The organism is Moraxella macacae 0408225, assembly GCF_000320365.1.
GTDB classification, from domain to species: Bacteria; Pseudomonadota; Gammaproteobacteria; order Pseudomonadales; family Moraxellaceae; genus Faucicola; species Faucicola macacae.
Genome location: NZ_ANIN01000002.1, coordinates 748,018 through 765,533, shown reverse-complemented (window position 1 = coordinate 765,533; position 17,516 = coordinate 748,018). Strand labels below are relative to the sequence as shown.

17 protein-coding genes and 1 tRNA gene are annotated in these 17,516 nt (G+C 40.4%); 15 read left to right on the top strand and 3 right to left on the bottom strand.

The window, feature by feature from the left end; all coding sequences use genetic code 11:
• Nucleotides 1-144 precede the first annotated feature (144 nt).
• Nucleotides 145-2,076: a threonine--tRNA ligase gene (gene thrS / locus MOMA_RS08950; RefSeq protein ID WP_009502209.1), complete on the top strand. Its 1,932-nt coding sequence runs from the start codon at nt 145-147 to the stop codon at nt 2,074-2,076.
• A gap of 286 nt (nt 2,077-2,362) precedes the next feature.
• On the opposite strand, the gene MOMA_RS08945 is transcribed toward thrS, so the two are convergent.
• A tRNA-Leu gene (locus MOMA_RS08945) sits at nt 2,363-2,448 on the bottom strand.
• A 186-nt stretch (nt 2,449-2,634) separates the two neighbouring features.
• Between MOMA_RS08945 and zapE the strand changes: the two genes are divergently transcribed.
• From zapE to MOMA_RS08920, 5 genes are all read left to right on the top strand, one after another.
• Complete coding sequence (gene zapE, locus MOMA_RS08940; RefSeq protein ID WP_009502208.1) at nt 2,635-3,756, top strand: cell division protein ZapE; 1,122 nt, start codon at nt 2,635-2,637, stop codon at nt 3,754-3,756.
• A gap of 384 nt (nt 3,757-4,140) precedes the next feature.
• Nucleotides 4,141-5,307: a methionine adenosyltransferase gene (gene metK / locus MOMA_RS08935; RefSeq protein ID WP_009502207.1), complete on the top strand. Its 1,167-nt coding sequence runs from the start codon at nt 4,141-4,143 to the stop codon at nt 5,305-5,307.
• Between the two features lie 165 nt (nt 5,308-5,472).
• Complete coding sequence (locus MOMA_RS08930) at nt 5,473-5,838, top strand: DUF3144 domain-containing protein (RefSeq protein WP_009502206.1); 366 nt, start codon at nt 5,473-5,475, stop codon at nt 5,836-5,838.
• 57 nt (nt 5,839-5,895) lie between these two features.
• Nucleotides 5,896-6,885 carry a class 1 fructose-bisphosphatase gene (locus MOMA_RS08925; protein WP_009502205.1) on the top strand — a complete coding sequence of 330 codons (990 nt, stop codon included), beginning with the start codon at nt 5,896-5,898 and terminating at the stop codon, nt 6,883-6,885.
• A 54-nt stretch (nt 6,886-6,939) separates the two neighbouring features.
• The gene (locus MOMA_RS08920) at nt 6,940-7,746 is read left to right on the top strand and encodes a TrmH family RNA methyltransferase (protein ID WP_009502204.1); all 807 of its coding nucleotides are present in this window, start codon (nt 6,940-6,942) and stop codon (nt 7,744-7,746) included.
• 7 nt (nt 7,747-7,753) lie between these two features.
• Here MOMA_RS08920 and MOMA_RS08915 read toward each other — a convergent pair whose 3' ends face one another.
• A complete protein-coding gene (locus MOMA_RS08915) occupies nt 7,754-8,308 on the bottom strand; it encodes an adenine phosphoribosyltransferase (RefSeq protein WP_009502203.1) in 555 nt (184 codons plus the stop codon).
• A 159-nt stretch (nt 8,309-8,467) separates the two neighbouring features.
• Here MOMA_RS08915 and MOMA_RS08910 point away from each other — a divergent pair, with 159 nt between their 5' ends.
• The 8 genes from MOMA_RS08910 (at nt 8,468) to MOMA_RS08875 (ending at nt 14,774) form a co-directional block, all read left to right on the top strand.
• On the top strand, nt 8,468-8,632 hold the full coding sequence (locus tag MOMA_RS08910) for a rubredoxin (protein ID WP_009502202.1): 165 nt from the start codon (nt 8,468-8,470) through the stop codon (nt 8,630-8,632).
• An 87-nt stretch (nt 8,633-8,719) separates the two neighbouring features.
• Nucleotides 8,720-9,541 carry a TatD family hydrolase gene (locus tag MOMA_RS08905; RefSeq protein WP_009502201.1) on the top strand — a complete coding sequence of 274 codons (822 nt, stop codon included), beginning with the start codon at nt 8,720-8,722 and terminating at the stop codon, nt 9,539-9,541.
• Between the two features lie 141 nt (nt 9,542-9,682).
• The gene (locus tag MOMA_RS08900) at nt 9,683-10,324 is read left to right on the top strand and encodes a TetR/AcrR family transcriptional regulator (protein ID WP_009502200.1); all 642 of its coding nucleotides are present in this window, start codon (nt 9,683-9,685) and stop codon (nt 10,322-10,324) included.
• Between the two features lie 21 nt (nt 10,325-10,345).
• Nucleotides 10,346-10,948 (top strand): prepilin-type N-terminal cleavage/methylation domain-containing protein, encoded by a 603-nt coding sequence (locus tag MOMA_RS09625; RefSeq protein ID WP_009502199.1) that lies wholly within the window; start codon nt 10,346-10,348, stop codon nt 10,946-10,948.
• Nucleotides 10,949-10,951: 3 nt separating this feature from the next.
• The gene (gene gspI / locus MOMA_RS08890) at nt 10,952-11,335 is read left to right on the top strand and encodes a type II secretion system minor pseudopilin GspI (RefSeq protein WP_009502198.1); all 384 of its coding nucleotides are present in this window, start codon (nt 10,952-10,954) and stop codon (nt 11,333-11,335) included.
• A gap of 56 nt (nt 11,336-11,391) precedes the next feature.
• Entirely contained in the window at nt 11,392-12,198 is an 807-nt protein-coding gene (gene gspJ, locus MOMA_RS08885; RefSeq protein WP_009502197.1) for a type II secretion system minor pseudopilin GspJ, read from the top strand.
• A gap of 11 nt (nt 12,199-12,209) precedes the next feature.
• Complete coding sequence (gspK, locus tag MOMA_RS08880; protein ID WP_009502196.1) at nt 12,210-13,307, top strand: type II secretion system minor pseudopilin GspK; 1,098 nt, start codon at nt 12,210-12,212, stop codon at nt 13,305-13,307.
• A gap of 168 nt (nt 13,308-13,475) precedes the next feature.
• The gene (locus MOMA_RS08875; protein ID WP_009502195.1) at nt 13,476-14,774 is read left to right on the top strand and encodes an NCS2 family permease; all 1,299 of its coding nucleotides are present in this window, start codon (nt 13,476-13,478) and stop codon (nt 14,772-14,774) included.
• A 140-nt stretch (nt 14,775-14,914) separates the two neighbouring features.
• On the opposite strand, the gene MOMA_RS08870 is transcribed toward MOMA_RS08875, so the two are convergent.
• Nucleotides 14,915-16,012: a 3-deoxy-7-phosphoheptulonate synthase gene (locus MOMA_RS08870; RefSeq protein ID WP_009502194.1), complete on the bottom strand. Its 1,098-nt coding sequence runs from the start codon at nt 16,010-16,012 to the stop codon at nt 14,915-14,917.
• 196 nt (nt 16,013-16,208) lie between these two features.
• On the opposite strand from MOMA_RS08870, the gene MOMA_RS08865 reads away from it, so the two are divergent.
• Nucleotides 16,209-17,492, top strand: coding sequence for a lipid-A-disaccharide synthase (locus MOMA_RS08865; RefSeq protein WP_009502193.1), 1,284 nt, complete (start codon nt 16,209-16,211; stop codon nt 17,490-17,492).
• Nucleotides 17,493-17,516: the final 24 nt, after the last annotated feature.

Sequence of the window (17,516 nt, the reverse complement as noted above, 5' to 3'; positions counted from 1 at the left end):
TTTAAGTTTGTCAATGTATGCTTTATCAATAAATTTTGCTATAATGAACGACTTATTTTTTTAATTTTTTTAATCCAAACGGTAGCGGATAAATGTTCACTCGTAGCGAACATCACTGCCAACGCCTATTTTAGGAGCAACCCAATGATAACAATTACTTTACCCAGTGGTGATATTAAAGAATTTGACGGTGAAACCACGGTTATGCAAGTCGCCCAATCCATCGGTGCAGGGCTTGCCAAAGCAACCATAGCAGGTCGCGTTAATGGCAAATTGGTCGATGCGTGCGATGTTATTACAACCGATGCCACGGTGCAAATCATCACTGCAAAAGATCCAGAGGGGGTTGAAATTATCCGTCATTCATGTGCCCACTTATTGGGTCATGCTGTCAAGCAGTTATTCCCCGAGGTAAAAATGGTCATAGGGCCTGTGATTGAAGAGGGTTTTTATTACGACATTTATAGCGAAAAACCATTCACACAAGACGACATGACAAAAATCGAAGAACGCATGGTGCAATTAATCAATCAAGATTACGATGTGATTAAAAAAATAACTCCCAGAGCACAAGTGATTGAAATTTTTAAAAATCGTGGCGAGGATTATAAATTACGCTTAATTGAGGATATGCCTGACGAAACACACATGGGCTTGTATTATCATCAAGAATACATCGATATGTGTCGTGGGCCGCACGTACCAAACACGCGTTTTTTAAAAGCATTTCGCTTGACAAAAATGAGTGGTGCGTATTGGCGTGGCGATGCCAAAAACGAACAATTGCAGCGCATCTATGGCACAGCGTGGGCGGACAAAAAAGAGCTACAAGCCTACATTAAACGCATAGAAGAAGCCGAAAAACGTGATCACCGCAAAATTGGCAAGGCGTTGGATTTGTTTCATTTGCAAGAAGAAGCTCCGGGCATGGTGTTTTGGCATCCAAATGGTTGGACAGTGTGGCAAGTGCTTGAACAATACATGCGCAATGTACAAAAAAACAACGGTTATTTAGAGATTAAAACGCCACAAGTGGTTGATAGAAGTCTGTGGGAAAAATCAGGCCATTGGGAGAACTATGGCGATATGATGTTTACCACCGCATCGGAAAAACGCGATTATGCCATTAAACCTATGAATTGTCCCTGTCATGTACAAGTGTTTAATCAAGGCTTAAAATCGTATCGTGATTTGCCCTTGCGTTTGGCTGAATTTGGTTCGTGTCATCGCAACGAACCATCGGGTTCATTGCATGGTATCATGCGTGTGCGCGGTTTTGTGCAAGACGATGCCCATATTTTTTGTTCCAATGCCCAAATCCGTAAAGAAGCCCAAGATTTTATCAAACTCACCCTTGATGTGTATAAAGATTTTGGTTTTGACGATGTACAGATGAAACTTTCAACCCGCCCAGAAAAACGTGTTGGAGCGGATGCGTTGTGGGATTTGGCTGAAAAAGATTTGGCCGATGCACTTGACAATGCTGGTTTAGAGTGGGAATTGCAAGCAGGCGAGGGTGCGTTTTATGGGCCAAAAATTGAATTTAGCTTAAAAGATTGTTTAGGTAGAGTATGGCAATGTGGTACGCTACAGCTTGATTTTAACTTACCTGAACGTTTGGACGCTGAGTTTATTAATGAGACGGGTGATCGTGAACGTCCTGTTATGCTTCACCGTGCGATTTTGGGTTCGTTTGAACGCTTTATCGGTATTTTGATTGAAAATTACGCCGGTTGGTTTCCTGCGTGGCTTGCTCCGACTCAAATTGTTGTGATGAACATTACCGATAAGCAAGCTGTTGCCTGTGATAGCATTGCCAAACAATTAAATGGTGCAGGTTTGCGTGCAATTACCGATTTGCGTAACGAAAAAATCGGCTTTAAAATCCGTGAACATACGCTACAACGCATTCCGTTTATGGTGGTTATGGGCGATAAAGAGGTTGAGAGCAATCAAGTCAATGTGCGTACGCGTGAGGGAGAAAACTTGGGTGTGATGCGTGTAGATGAGTTGATTAAACTGGTGAATACCGCTGTGGCACTCAAAGGGCGAGTGGCAAAAAAAGACAGTGAGTGAAGTTTAACTTAACTGATTTATGGTTATTTTTAACAAATATTTTACTATTTTTAACAAATATTTTTATAAATCTAAGACAAACAATTGCACCGTTAAGTTAATGTTAAGTTAATGCTAACGGTTAGGCGGTTAGGGTGGCGGTGTGCTTGTTTGTCTTTTTAATGGTTGGCTGTTGATAAGCAATAAAAAAACCCTTGACAGCTAGGTTTGTCAAGGGTTTCTAATCAAATGTTCTTAACCAAAAGTTTTAGACTTCCAAAATTTTGGATTTTTTGTTTTGGATTTTTGGTACCAGTGGTCGGACTCGAACCGACACGCTTATTAGGCATCGGATTTTGAATCCGACGTGTCTACCAATTTCACCACACTGGCATAAAAGCATTGTTGCTTATGGTTGGCTATTTTAGCAGATTTTTTGGTTTTTGCAAGTGTTTTTTTAAAAAAGATTTTAAAAAAATGATTTTTATTTTTTGTATGATTTTTTCCAAACAATGACGGTTTTTTGTTATTATAGGCTATTTTTTAGCAATTTAGCACAATTTTAGCATAGGATTTGTCATGACAAGCCCCTTACAACGTTATGAGCAAGCATTACAATCAGGCAGTTTTAGCGAAGATAATCAGCAGCGCCAAGCAATGACTTATCTTGACAATGTGTATCATCAAATTATCAAAAACCGTACCGCCCAAAAAGGATTTTTTGGCTTTTTAAAAAGTTATCAAGCGCCAAAAGGCTTGTATATGTGGGGCGGTGTTGGACGTGGTAAAACATGGATGATGGATATGTTTTTTGACAGTTTGCCAAATGAACGCAAAATGCGCCAACATTTTCACCATTTTATGAAGCGAGTCCACCATGAATTAAATCAGCTAAAAGGCAAGGCCGATCCATTGCAGCAGGTTGCCAAAATTATTTATGATGAAGCAGATGTGATATGTTTTGATGAGTTTTTTGTTTCTAATGTGTCAGATGCAATGATTTTGGGTGATTTGTTTACCATGCTGTTTAATAAAGGCATTACTTTGGTAGCAACTTCCAATATTGCCCCTGATGGTTTATACAAAAACGGCATTCACCGCGACCGATTTTTACCTGCGATTGAAGAGGTGAAAAAAAACACCACTGTGATGAATATTGACACCGGGGTTGATTATCGGTTGCGAGTATTACAACAAGCACAATTGTACGTTTCACCCTTGACGGTCGATAATGCAGATTGGTTGCAGGAGCGTTTTTTGGCCTTGAGTCAAAATCAGAAGATAAGTTATGATCCGATTGTGATTAATGGCCGTGAAATTGCCATAAAAGCTGCCACCAAAACCGTTTTATACTGTGAATTTCGAGCTTTGTGCATGCAGCCACGTTCCGCCAGTGATTTTATTGAAATTGCCAATAATTTTAGTACGGTGCTTGTGGATAATGTGCCTGCTCTAAATGATGTCATCTCCGATCCAACCCGGCGTTTAATTTATTTGGTAGATGAGTTTTATGACCGCCGCGTCAAATTATTAATGCGTGCCGAGCAGTCTATTTTGGATCTGTATCAAGGTGAAAAACTTGCGTTTGAGATTGAACGCACGCGATCGCGCCTGTTAGAAATGCAATCACAGGACTACTTGGCACAGGCGCACCGCCTTGATGAAAATTGCCAAACGGCCAATCCAAATGCACAAATTTAAACCTAAAAAAATTTTTAGGCGACTTGAAATAAATTTAATGGCGTATATATGAAATTTGGCTTATAATAAACGGTTAAGTTTGACAAGTGTTAAAATTTTTAAGTGATTTAATTTTTAAGTGATTTAATTTTTAAGTGGTTTAATTTTTAAGTGGTTTAATTTTTAAGTGATTTAAAAAGTTAACAAATTTGTCAAATTAATCACCAATCACTAATTTTGTTAATCATTTTGTTAATCATTTTGCAAACTTGCTCTTTTTTGATCAAATCTGTTTAAAAACCAAAAAAGTGACTTTCCTTTATTTTATAATACGATTAATATTGGAGATAGGTTTGCAAAGTGATTAAGCGGTGTTAATTAATCATTTTGGCAATAGGAAAAATTATGCGTGAATATTCACTTTTTACTTCTGAATCGGTAAGCGAGGGCCACCCGGATAAACTTGCTGATCAAATTTCAGATGCGATCTTAGATGCAATTTTGGCAGAAGACTTGCATGCGCGTGTGGCGTGCGAAACCCTTGTGAAAACTGGGGCGGTTGTGTTGGCTGGTGAAATTACCACAACGGCCAACGTGGATTTTGAAAAAATCGTGCGTGATACTGTGCTTAAAGTAGGTTATAATCACACGGATTTGGGTTTTGATGGGGCAACTTGTGCAGTGATTAATATGATTGGCAAACAATCGCCTGAAATTGCCCAAGGTGTTGATCGTGCCAAACCTGAAGAACAAGGTGCAGGCGATCAAGGTTTAATGTTTGGTTATGCCAGTCATGAAACCGATGTGTTAATGCCTGCACCCATTCAATTATCACATCGTTTAATGGAAAAACAAGCTACATTGCGTAAAAATGGCAAATTGCCGTGGTTGCGTCCTGATGCCAAAGCCCAAGTTACTGTGCGTTATGATGGTGTAAAACCTGCGTTTATTGATGCACTTGTGTTGTCAACTCAACACGATCCTGATATTTCACAAGCGGATTTGCACGAAGCGGTCATAGAAGAAATTGTTAAAGCGGTTATTCCTGCCAAAATGTTGCATAAAGACACTCAATTTCACATTAATCCAACAGGTTTGTTTGTGATTGGAGGGCCTGTTGGTGATGCAGGATTAACAGGACGCAAGATTATCGTAGATACTTACGGCGGTATGGCACGTCATGGCGGTGGTGCGTTTTCAGGAAAAGATCCATCAAAAGTCGATCGTTCAGCGGCTTATGCAGGGCGTTATGTGGCAAAAAATATTGTGGCATCAGGGCTTGCAGATCGTTGTGAAATTCAAGTGAGCTATGCAATTGGTGTTGCCAAACCAACATCTATTTCGATTAATACTTTTGGTACAGGCAAAATTAGTGATGATAAGATCATTGAGCTTATTCGCACTCATTTTGATTTGCGTCCATATGGTATCACGCGCATGCTAAACTTGTTGCAACCGATGTACCAACAAACCGCAAGTTACGGACATTTTGGACGCACAGGTTCAGACATTGCTTTTACATGGGAGAAAACCGACAAAGCCGATTTGTTAAAAGCCTGTGCAGGTTTATAATTTTTTAGCTTTGCTGCATTATTATTGTTGTTAAATTATTGTTGCTAAATTATTATTGTTGTTAAATCAATGTATCATGGGTTGTTTGTCAGCCCATAGCGTTAAAAAACTTAATTTAAGCAACCAATTGTCAAAATTAAACATTGTCAAAATAAAAGTACCTCTATGAGTCAACAATCACCCAGTAAAAATACCGAAAAAATCAATGATAACAATAAGTTAGATAATAAGTTAGATGACGAAATGCACGCTTTTTATGAACGTGCCGATGCGTTTATTAATTTGGCAAACGATCTGCGTGATAAGACCGGACATGCAGGAAAGATCAACGCATCGATGCTGTATGCAACCGCGCGTTTTAGTGCATGGGTGGCGGCTATGGGTTTTGTCAAGGGTAGTGATTATCTAAAAGAAAAAGACGATATTATTGAGCATTTTACCAAAAATTTTGAGCGAATGTTATCCGATAATATTGAAGATTATGCAAAAAATTTTCAACAATACCTGCAAATTGGTAAAAAACCCGATTAATCATTGTTGGCTTTCAATGAAAATTTCAAAAAATTAATCAGTCTATAAGGAAAAATCATGTTGATTCATGTTACCACGCTTGGTGATTATCTTGCCAAACACAATGCCACACCTGCGGTTAAATCTGTCATTGCTACACTTACACACACTTGTGAAGAGATTAGCGAACTGCTTAAACGTGGAGCATTGGCGGATATTTTAGGCGAAGCTGGCAACCAAAACGTGCAAGGTGAAGAACAAAAAAAACTCGATGTCATTGCCAATGAATTGTTGCTAAATGCCCTTGCTAATAACAAATACTGTGCTGGCGTGGCAAGTGAAGAGCTTGATCATGCAACCGCGGCTAATTGTGGGGGCGAAGTGTTGGTGCTATTTGACCCCTTAGATGGTTCGAGCAATATTGACATTAACATGGCTGTAGGTACGATTTTTTCTGTTTTGCCCTACAACAATCAAGGACAAACAGCCACAGATGACGATTTTTTACAAAAAGGCACAGAGCAATTGGCGGCAGGTTATGTCTTATATGGTACCAGTACCATATTGGCTTTAACCACAGGTGATGGGGTTGTGATGTTTAGCTATGACCCAAACTTACGCCAGTTTATCCTAATCAAAGACCGTGTCAATGTGCCAGTTGATACCAAAGAATATGCCATTAATGCTTCTAATTATCGTTATTGGTTGCCACCAATGCAGCGCTATATTGATGAGTGCAACGCAGGCGAGGCGGGCGTGCGTGGCAAAGATTTTAATATGCGATGGATAGCGGCGATGGTAGGTGATGTGCATCGTATTTTAACGCGCGGAGGACTGTTTAGTTATCCATTTGATACCAAATTTGCCAATAAAGCGGGCAAATTGCGCCTTATGTACGAGGCTAATCCGATGAGTTTTATCATTGAACAAGCAGGCGGTGCCAGCAGCGATGCGCTAAACCGTATCTTGGACATTAAACCCACCAGTATTCATCAGCGCGTGCCTGTGGTATTGGGGGCAAAAAATGAAGTTGAATATATAAAAAAATTGCATGTAGAAATGGGATAATTTTGCAAAAATTAAACAAAAGTATTAAAAAATATCAAGGTATTTAGAAAATCAATGACCGCTTATCCTATCATCAGTTCCAAAGACAATCCTAGCATCAAAACCGCCAACGCACTTTTGACTCAAGCCAGAATGCGTAAAAAATTAAATCAGACGGTGATTGAAGGGGTGCATTTATTGGACGCTTATTTAAATGCCAAGTTATTGCCAAACACTGTGATTGTGAGTGAAAGCGGTTTAAACAATGCTGAAATTGATACATTGATTGGACGTATTCATCAGATGGCATGCGTTCATGCGGTGAAAATTTTAACCATCAGTGATGGGTTGTACAAACAAATCCGCACGCTTGGCGAGTGTTTACCGATTATGGCAATGATTGATACGCCAAATCTTAAGCTAAACCAAAAAATAGACACAGATTGCTTGATTGTTAATGGTGTGCAGGATAATGGCAATCTTGGTACGCTGTTTCGAACGGCATCGGCAGTAGGATTTAGTGTGGTAATTTGTACCCAAGGGACAGCTCAAGCATACAGTCCTAAGACTTTGCGAGCGAGTATGGGGGCAAATTTTAGCTTAACCATTTATGAAAATACAAGCATTGAACAGATTTTACAGCATGTTAAAATACCGCTATTTGCCACCAGCAGCCACAGTGATAGCGTGATTTATCATACTGATTTAACGCAGTCTTTAGCGTTATTAATGGGTCATGAAGGTCAAGGCGTGGATAAGGTTTTATTGGATAAGTCGCACAAACTTGCCCTACCACAACCAAACGGTCAAGAAAGTTTAAATGTTGGCGTGGCAGGATCGGTGTGTTTGTATGAGATTTTAAGACAACGAAGCTATGCTTAACGGCGAATTAGGCTTGTAAGACACTAAACACAGGCAGACCTAAATCTTTGTGCAAATCCACCAAATCAATCAATACCAACGCACCAACAACGTCATAGCCTGCAGATTGACAAAGTTTTGCAGTGGCTTTTAGTGTGCCACCTGTTGCCAAAATATCATCTACAATCAATACCTTACGGATAGCAGGATCGGTGTTTTTTAGTATTTCTAGGCTGTCTGTACCGTATTCCAACGCATAATCTTCACGCACCACAGGCGGCGGTAATTTGCCTGCTTTGCGTGCAACAGTCATGCCTTTACCAGTACGCCCCGATAGCAAACTGGCAAACAAAAAACCGCGCGATTCAACGCCAATAAGGCAGTCAATATCATGAAACAAACCATTTGGTAGGCATGTTAATAACGCATCGGTAACGTCGGTTACATGATGTTGTAGTAAGGGGGTGATGTCATAAAATTCAATGCCAGGTTTTGGAAAGTTGTCTATGGTGCGGATAATTTGCCAAAAAGGGTGGTTTTTTGTGTTTTGCGTGTTGTGCTTAATGGTGTTGTGTTTGATCATGAAGTTGCCCATTGGGTTTGGTAAATTGTTACAAAAATACAAAAGTAAGGGCTTATTATACGGTTTTTTTAATAAAATTTAAATATTTTCTCTTGCTAAAAATAGTGAATGAATGTAAACTTTGTTTTTTATTTTTGGCAAAAAAGTAGGCAGTTTTTGATGAAAAAATACCAGTGTATCGTGTGCGGTTGGATTTATGATGAAGCGGTGGGCAGTCCTGAACATGGCATTGTGGCAGGAACAAAATGGGAGGATATTCCTGACGATTGGCTGTGCCCTGACTGCGGCGTGGGCAAGGCGGATTTTGAAATGATGGAAATTTAGCGAAAATGTAGCGGATAATTGGTGGCAAGTGTGTTGCATGTGTGCTAAAATTTTATGTTTATTAACATAATTTATTGATTAAGTACTATGCTTACTGATACTATGCTTACCGACACTTGGTTTACCGACACTTGGTTTACCGACACTCACGCCCATTTAAACCGTTTGGATTTGGCAAAACATGCCACAACTCAAAACGCCTTACAAGCAGCCAAAATCGCTAAGGTGCATCGCATTATGGCAATTATGTGCGATTTTGATGAATACGAGGATATCCGATCGATCGTTAAAACGCCCATTGACGGTTTAACCCTTGGCATGAGTGTGGGGATTCACCCTTGTCAAGACACGTTGCATGAAGTTACCTTTGAGCGGTTATTGGATTTGGCAAAAGATTGCGATGTTTGGGCGATTGGTGAAACAGGGCTTGATTATTATTGGTCAAAAGAGCATATTAACGAACAAAAATCCAGTTTTTCCACGCACATTCATGTCAGTCAAGCCCTAAAAAAACCCATTATCGTGCATACGCGCGATGCTCGCTGTGATACCCTTGATGTGTTGGCTGCTGAAAAAGCAGAGCATGGCATTATTCATTGTTTTACCGAAGATTATGCCACCGCCAAAAAAGCGTTGGATTTGGGATTTTACATTTCATTGTCAGGCATTGTTACCTTTAAAAACGCCACCAATTTACAAGAAGTTGCCAAAAAATTACCGCTTGATCGGATTTTGATAGAAACCGATAGCCCTTATCTTGCTCCCATACCAAAGCGTGGCAAGCCGAACGAACCGGCGTTTGTGCCATATGTGGCGGAGTTTTTAGCCAAATTATACGATATTCCATTAGAAAAATTTGCCAAAATCACCAATGATAATTTTGACAATTTATTAAATCAATATACATAACAATTAAACAAACCAATTAAACAACCAACCAATTAATAACCATAAATTTGCAAAAAATAACTGGAAAATGACTTATCAGTCAGGTATTATACAGACGTTATTTTTGAAATTTTGTGTGGATTAGTGTCATCAATGTCATCAATGAACCGTCAACAACAATTTAAACACCGCGAAGAGCGTATTTTAGCCACCGCTGAACAGTTATTGCTGGAGTCAGGCGAAGGTGATATTACGCTAGACAGTTTGGCGGATCAATTGGATCTTGCCAAAGGAACGCTGTACAAGCATTTTGTGAGCAAAGATGAATTGTTTCTTAGGATCATCATTCGCAATGAAGAGCTGTTGCTTGCCAATAGCCAAATTGGTGATGATGCATCGGCAGGTGTGGCACGCATGATTTTGTATTATTTGTTAAATCCACAGCAGACGATGTTGTTAAGCCAAATTGAACAGCGTTTGGCAAATTCAGCCACAGGGCTTAACCGCTTGTTTGGTGAATTGTATGCGATTCGGCGTGAACGCATGAAACAACTGATTAATATTACCAGTGCGTATTTGCAGGCACAAAACAGCTTAATGACGACGCGTGATTATTTGGCGACGATTTGGGTTATAGGACAGGGTGGGGCAGGTTTGTTAAATTCCAGTTTTTATCAGCGTTATTTAGGCAGGCGTGATACTTTACGCTTGACTTTGGTGCAACAAGTTTTGGATTTGCCCAAACAATATCCAGCGTATGACTTAAAGCACGATACTTTAAAACACAATGACTTAACACAATGATTGAAAACACAATGATTTAACATGGCAAACAACCGTTTAAAAACACAAAACCTTACAACACAGCTTTTGACAAAACAAATGGGTTTTACCTTGGTTGAGGTGATGGTGGTGATTGTGATTTTATCAGTGTTTGCAGGCATGATGACGTTGTCGGTAGGCAGTGGTGATAATCGTAAAAATTTGGCGTTTTATGAACATTTGCAAAGCAACGTTCGTTATGTGCGTTTATTATCCGCCGAACAGATGCAGCCGTATGGTTTGGCAATTCGCTTGGCAAAAGACGATCAGCCGACACAACTGGTTGTGGTAAAGTTACAAAATGCTTTTACCAAAAACTTGGAGAAAAATCCACCAACTTGGGTGTTGGATCAAACAATCAGTCCGCTTGATATACCAAATGACGTGCGTGTGGATATTTTGCCTTTAGATAGGGCAACAGACGGTCAATTGCCAACTTATTTGCAAGGCAATGACGCACCTCCGGTTGTGTGGTTTGGCACAGGTGAGGCAACAGCGGTACAAATTCAATTGCAAAAACAAAATACCAATGACGATAAAATTTATCCCGTTGCCAATCCAATTATCATCAATGCTTCAGGGGCGATAGAGAAGCAGGCAGAATAAATCATGAACAAACAACTTGGTTTTACGCTTTTAGAGGTGATGGTTGCCTTGACGATTTTGGCGGTAGTGGCAATTGCAGCAAGCAACGCTGGGCGTAGTTATGTGAATTCAGTTGGCAATATGAAAACGCGCACTTTGGCAAATTTTGTTGCCCAAAATACATTGGCTGAACTTAAAATCAAACAACAATGGTTAACCAACGCAAAAACCGAAACAATCCAAGCACAAGGGCGAGAGTGGCAAGTAACGATTAGTCCTGTTGAATCTACTACCGACAATGCCTTTCGTCAAATTACGATCAGTGTTGCCCCAGTTGCAGATGGTGTGGTAAAAAATAGTATCGTTACTGTAGACGGCGTGTTGTTAAAACCAACAACCAAGCAATAAAGCAAACCAAGTAATAAAACAACCAAGCAATAAAGCAACCAAACGCAGGCAATAACATGCAACATTCACCAACACCAAATTATCAAGCGATGCAGGGTTTTACCTTGATTGAGTTGTTGGTGGCAATGTTGATTTTTGCAATGCTTGCCTTGTCAGGTTGGCAGATTATGGATAGCTTAAGCAAAACTCAGCAACGCACCAAAATACAAGTTGACCAATTAAGCCAATTACAGTATGCTTATTTACAGCTTTTCCAAGATTTTTCCCAAGTTACAAGCTATGTGGCTATACCGAGCAACCAAAATTTAGCCAATCAAGCACAAACCATCACACCGACTTTTAGCCTAAACGCCCAAGAGGTAAGTTTTATCCGTTTTGCAAACCCTGATCCGCGTTTTAATGTATCACAAGCCTTGACAAAAATTCGTTATGTTAGTCAAAATAACGCACTGGTTAAACAGCGCAGTTACGATCTTCACCAAAATACAGCAAATAACCATGCCAGCCAAAGCGTACTGTTAACCGAAGTTAAAGACATCAAATGGACAGCATGGAGTGCAACCGACACACCAGAAATTGTCAATCAATTTCCCGACAATCAGAGCATTGAATTTGCCCAAAACAGAACAAATCTTTATAAAAACCATCAAAGCAACGCACAAAATCAAAACAACAGCCAATCCAATACCGCCCAAAAAGCCAATGACAATTTGCAAGATTTAACCGCTTATCAGCAATTGCCAGCAGGTGTTGTGTTAAGTTTTACGTATCATGATGAACCGATTGTGTGGCAATTTGCCTTAACACCAAAACCACCCAGTCATGTAAAACCAATCAACCAAAACCCAAAACCCAAACAGTGAAAGGTTACATGATGAAAACAACACCGCAGTCATCTTATCGTCAATCTGGCGTGGCATTGTTAACCATTTTATTGTTGGTAGTGGCAATTGTGGTAGTGGCAGGCAGTATGTTGGCAAGTCAGCAGGTTATGTTGCGCGAATATCAATTGACCCAATCACAGCGTCAAATGCAACAAGCAGGCCAATTTGCCGAAGCTAAGATTATCCAAATGTTGGCAAAAGACAGCGAAATTAACCAAACAGACAGCCTACAAGATGTTTGGACAAAACCAATTGCACAGCAAACCCATAACGGTGCAAATTTACAAATCAAGCTAAGCGACGAAAGCAGTTTGTTTAATATCAATAACTTATACCACGATGGTGCAACAGATCAAGCAGCCGTGGCATATTTTCAGGCATTATTGACCGCATACGGCATCGATCCGTCAGTGGCTTATGCAGTGTTGGATTGGCAAGATCCTGATAGTGATATGACCGAGGGCGGTGCAGAAGCCGATTATTATCAAAGTTTAGGCAAAACCATGTCAATACCCATTGCCAATCAGCCGTTTACTACTGTGAATGAACTGTTGTATGTGCGCGGTATGGACAAAGAAAAATTGCAAAAAATTCAGCCTTTATTGACCGCTGCGCCGTTTTTTTTGCCAATGAATGTCAATACGTTAAAGCCAGAACTTTTGGCGGCAATTGGTTTTATCAAAGATCCTCAAAACGGTGCAAAAAACCAACCAACGCCTCCTAACGCATCTACACAAAACACGCCAATGCCAACCAAGCAAGGAGGCCTTGATTTATTGGCATTAACCAATTGGGCAAATCGTCGCGATACAGCCATGCCACTTGATACCGTGGAAAATTTGTGGCAAATTCCCGCTATGCTCGGTGTGGCAAGCCACCAAAAACAGACCATGGCCGCGTTATTAGACGTTCAAAGCCGAATGTTTGTGCTAACAACCGTGGTAACCATTGACGACAAGCAGCGTGTTTTTCGCAGTCAACTTGCCAAAGTTCAATTGCCACCACAACCGGACAAGCCAAACCTGCCAAATAGCCAACAAAACCAAATCGTGATATTTAACCGCCAAGTGTTGCCATTTTCTAAATAGCGTTTTTGGCAAAAACATTGTGAAATAAAAGCATTGTGAATAAAAACATTGTGAATTTTGTCAAATTTCGCTAAAATAGGCAATTTTTACAATCCATTACATTTTTTTAACCATTGGTTAACACAATATTGACCTATTTTTACCATTCCCAACATTACCGAGTTGATTATGAACGCAATACAACGCTATTTTGGCATTGATGGTACGAACACCACGATAAAAACCGAAATTTTGGCAGGATTCACCACGTTTTTGACGATGGTTTACATTATTTTTGTCAATCCATCTATGCTTGCTGAAACAGGCATGGACAAAGGGGCGGTTTTTGTCGCCACTTGTTTGGCATCGGCAATTGGCTGTTTTTTAATGGGAATGATAGCTCGTTTGCCTGTGGCGCTTGCTCCTGGTATGGGATTAAATGCGTTTTTTACCTTTAGTGTTGTGTTGGGTATGGGCAAAAGTTGGCAAGTGGCATTGGGAGCGGTGTTTGTTTCTGGGCTTTTGTTTGTGTTAATCAGTGCGTTTAAACTGCGCGAATGGGTGATTAATAGCATTCCGTATACCTTAAAACAAGGCATTGTGGCGGGAATTGGTGCGTTTTTGGCATTTATTGCACTAAAAAACGCAGGAATTATCGTGGCAAATCCTGCAACTTTTGTCAGTATGGGTAAAATTACCGATTTTGCACCTGCGATGGCAATTTTGAGTTTCTTTTTGATTGTGGTGTTTGTGCAACGCAAAATTTCTGCGGCGGTGATGTTGTCGATTTTGATTGTTACTGTGATTAGTTTAATGACCGGACATGCTCAATATCAAGGTTTGGTGTCAGCACCGCCGTCTATTGCACCGACATTTATGCAATTGGATATTGCAGGGGCGTTAGACGTGGGTATGGTGAGTGTGATTTTTGCGTTTTTGTTTGTGGTGCTATTTGACACATCAGGGACACTGATTGGCGTTACCAAAAAAGCAGGTTTAATGAAAGATGACGGCAATATTCCAAATCTGGGCAAGGCATTGTTTGCTGATTCAGTGGCGGCTGTGGCAGGTTCATTGCTTGGTACATCATCGGTTACAAGTTATGTAGAAAGTACGGCGGGTGTGGCAGCAGGCGGACGTACTGGGCTTACGGCGATTGTGGTTGGGGCGTTGTTTTTGCTTGCGTTATTTTTTGCACCGCTGGCTGGTATGATACCTGCGTATGCAACATCAGGGGCGATTTTTTATGTGTCGGTTTTGATGTTGTTTACCTTGCGTGAGGTTGATTGGGAGGATTTGACCGAAGCATCGCCTGTGGCTGTGGTGTTGTTGTTAACGCCGTTAACGTTTTCAATTGCAGATGGCATTGCACTGGGCTTTATTACTTATACGATTGGCAAATTGGTAAGTGGCAGGCATGGTGAAATTAGCGTCGCGGTATGGGTGTTGACGGTGATTTTATTGGCAAAATTTATTTTTTTAAGCTAATTGACTTTTTGAGTTGGTTAGCGTTTACGGTGGTTAAAACGACAATCAAATAAAAAACCAACAAAAGTTATTTGTTGGTTTAATTTTTTAACAACGATCATTTTTTAAAACGATCATTTTTTAACAACGATCAAAAACAATCAAGCATTTAATTGGCGGGTTGGCAATACATCTTTTATCATCTCACGCAACTGATGCAACGATGTAACCGTGCTTTCCCAGTCCAAACAACCATCGGTAATGGATTTACCGTATTCCAATTGTGATAAATCTGCAGTCAAATCCTGACGGCCACCTTTTAAATGACTCTCGACCATCATGCCAATGATAGAGAGGTTGCCATTGACGATTTGTTCACCGATATTGTGGATAACCATTGGTTGCAAATAAGGATCTTTGTTGGAATTGGCATGACTTGAGTCTACCATAATTTTGCCCGATACTTTGCCTTTTGCCAGTTCGTTTTCAGCTTTGGCAATAGCGGCGGCGTCGTAGTTTGGTTTGCCGTTACCGCCACGCAATACCACATGCGAGCAAGGGTTGCCCTTGGATTTGATGATAGATACTTTTCCGTCCGAGGATAATCCTAAAAAACTGTGTCCGTATTTTACCGCTTGCATCGCATTGACAGCAACCGTCATACCGCCGTCCGTGCCGTTTTTAAAACCAACAGGGCAGGATAAACCCGATGACATTTCGCGGTGCGTTTGGCTTTCTGTGGTTCTGGCTCCGATCGCTGACCAACTGATTAAATCTTGGATATATTGAGGTGTATTGGGATCAAGGGCTTCTGTGGCACAAGGCAAGCCTTTTTCGTTTAAATCGATCAACAATTGTCTGGCAATGTGCAAACCTTTATTGATATCAAAACTGTCGTTCATATCCGGATCGTTGATAAGGCCTTTCCACCCTACCGTGGTTCTGGGTTTTTCAAAATACACGCGCATCACAATGTAAATCGTATCTTCAACTTCCTTGGCAAGTACGGCTAGTTTATCGGCATATTCATGGGCAGCCTTGATGTCATGAATGGAGCAAGGCCCTATCACCATCAATAGGCGTTTGTCCGCACCGCTTAGGATATTTTTAACAGTTTCACGCCCTTTTAAAACAGTGTGGTAGGCTTTTTGGGTAAGTGGCAAGGCGGTTTTTAGTTCAGCTGGCGTGGCTAATGGTAAGATAGCTTCTAAGTTCACGTTGTCAATATCGGCATTATCGGTTTGAGAAAAAGTAGTCATAGCATTCACAGTTTCCATTGACATAAAAAAGCATTACTATAAACCAAAAAATTTGTTTTGTCATCACAAGATTGTGCTTAAAAAACCTACTTTTAGTTTGATTTGATATAACTTTAGGTTAAGTTATGATTTACTTTTTAGTTATTTGGTTTTACAATTGAGTTGTTTTGTCAATATTTTTTGGAACAACCAACCGATGACTAATCCGCCATACCAAAATTTACCTGCCAATACTGTCGCTGTTATGCCAAAATACCGCCCATTGGTGATTGGCATTGTGGCAGGAGAGGTGTCAGGTGATGTGTTGGGGGCGGATTTTATGCGTCAAATGAACAATCTGTGTACTGATATTGTGTGGGTTGGCGTTGGTGGCCACCAAATGCAAACCGAAGGATTGACATCAATTCTTGATATGTCAAGGCTTTCTGTGATGGGGCTTTTGGAGGTTTTGTCGCATTTGCCTGATTTGTTTCGTGCCAAAGATGAAATTTTGCAGGTATTTTTTGAGCAAAAAATTGATATGTTTATTGGCATTGATGCCCCGGATTTTAATTTGCGTTTGGGTAAAGTGCTAAAATCGCGCGGGGTTTTTAGTGTGCAATATGTCAGTCCGTCCATTTGGGCGTGGCGAGAAAATCGCATTCATAACATCAAAAAAGCCACCGATTTGGTGCTGTGTTTGTTTCCGTTTGAATTGGCGGTATACCAAAAACACAATCACGCTGCTGTGTGCGTTGGACACCCATTGTTAAAAAGTATTGACAACCGTTTATTGACCACATCAATGTTAAAAAAACGCCTTGGTATGGTTTGGCAAAACCATGAATTAAGACAGTTTTTTGCAGGTTTTGACAAAAATCCCAATAAAGGCGAGATGAGTTATTTGATTGCAGTCATGCCAGGTTCGCGCCGTGGTGAAATTGAGGCAATGTTGCCAAAACTGTTAGCCAGTATGTATCAACTGTATTTGACCGACAATCAGTTGTGTTTTGTTATTCCGACGGTTAATCAAAATTATAAAAGCATTGTTGAGCAATATTTACAAAATGAACCGAACGAATTGCAAGATCGCGTGGTGGTATGTTGTGATGAAACGATAGCGGATTTTAGCCAACGCATTATGGCAATTTCGGATTTGGTGTTGTTGGCATCAGGGACGGCAACTTTAGAGGCCATGTTGTTAAATCGTCCGATGGTGGTGATTTATTCTATGAAACCTATGACTTATTGGCTTGCCAAGCGGTTGTTAAAAATTGAGTATGTGGCATTACCGAATATTTTGGCAAATAAAGCAATTGTGCCTGAACTGATTCAAGATGACGCAACCCCTGACAATATCCGTCGCACGGTTACTCAAAACCTTGCAACCGATACTGCCAAAAACCAACAGACCAACCTTGCCAATACAAGTGCATGGCTAAGACAACAAAGCAACACAAGCCCTGCAATGGCTGTGTTAAATGCGTGGTTGTTTTCTTAGTAAGGCTTGGTAACGCGTTTATAT

Coding starts and splice junctions, on each gene's coding strand:
- thrS (WP_009502209.1), top strand. CDS start 145: ATGATAACAATTACTTTACCCAGTGGTGATATTAAAGAATTTGACGGT.
- zapE (WP_009502208.1), top strand. CDS start 2,635: ATGACAAGCCCCTTACAACGTTATGAGCAAGCATTACAATCAGGCAGT.
- metK (WP_009502207.1), top strand. CDS start 4,141: ATGCGTGAATATTCACTTTTTACTTCTGAATCGGTAAGCGAGGGCCAC.
- MOMA_RS08930 (WP_009502206.1), top strand. CDS start 5,473: ATGAGTCAACAATCACCCAGTAAAAATACCGAAAAAATCAATGATAAC.
- MOMA_RS08925 (WP_009502205.1), top strand. CDS start 5,896: ATGTTGATTCATGTTACCACGCTTGGTGATTATCTTGCCAAACACAAT.
- MOMA_RS08920 (WP_009502204.1), top strand. CDS start 6,940: ATGACCGCTTATCCTATCATCAGTTCCAAAGACAATCCTAGCATCAAA.
- MOMA_RS08915 (WP_009502203.1), bottom strand. CDS start 8,308: ATGATCAAACACAACACCATTAAGCACAACACGCAAAACACAAAAAAC.
- MOMA_RS08910 (WP_009502202.1), top strand. CDS start 8,468: ATGAAAAAATACCAGTGTATCGTGTGCGGTTGGATTTATGATGAAGCG.
- MOMA_RS08905 (WP_009502201.1), top strand. CDS start 8,720: ATGCTTACTGATACTATGCTTACCGACACTTGGTTTACCGACACTTGG.
- MOMA_RS08900 (WP_009502200.1), top strand. CDS start 9,683: ATGAACCGTCAACAACAATTTAAACACCGCGAAGAGCGTATTTTAGCC.
- MOMA_RS09625 (WP_009502199.1), top strand. CDS start 10,346: ATGGCAAACAACCGTTTAAAAACACAAAACCTTACAACACAGCTTTTG.
- gspI (WP_009502198.1), top strand. CDS start 10,952: ATGAACAAACAACTTGGTTTTACGCTTTTAGAGGTGATGGTTGCCTTG.
- gspJ (WP_009502197.1), top strand. CDS start 11,392: ATGCAACATTCACCAACACCAAATTATCAAGCGATGCAGGGTTTTACC.
- gspK (WP_009502196.1), top strand. CDS start 12,210: ATGAAAACAACACCGCAGTCATCTTATCGTCAATCTGGCGTGGCATTG.
- MOMA_RS08875 (WP_009502195.1), top strand. CDS start 13,476: ATGAACGCAATACAACGCTATTTTGGCATTGATGGTACGAACACCACG.
- MOMA_RS08870 (WP_009502194.1), bottom strand. CDS start 16,012: ATGACTACTTTTTCTCAAACCGATAATGCCGATATTGACAACGTGAAC.
- MOMA_RS08865 (WP_009502193.1), top strand. CDS start 16,209: ATGACTAATCCGCCATACCAAAATTTACCTGCCAATACTGTCGCTGTT.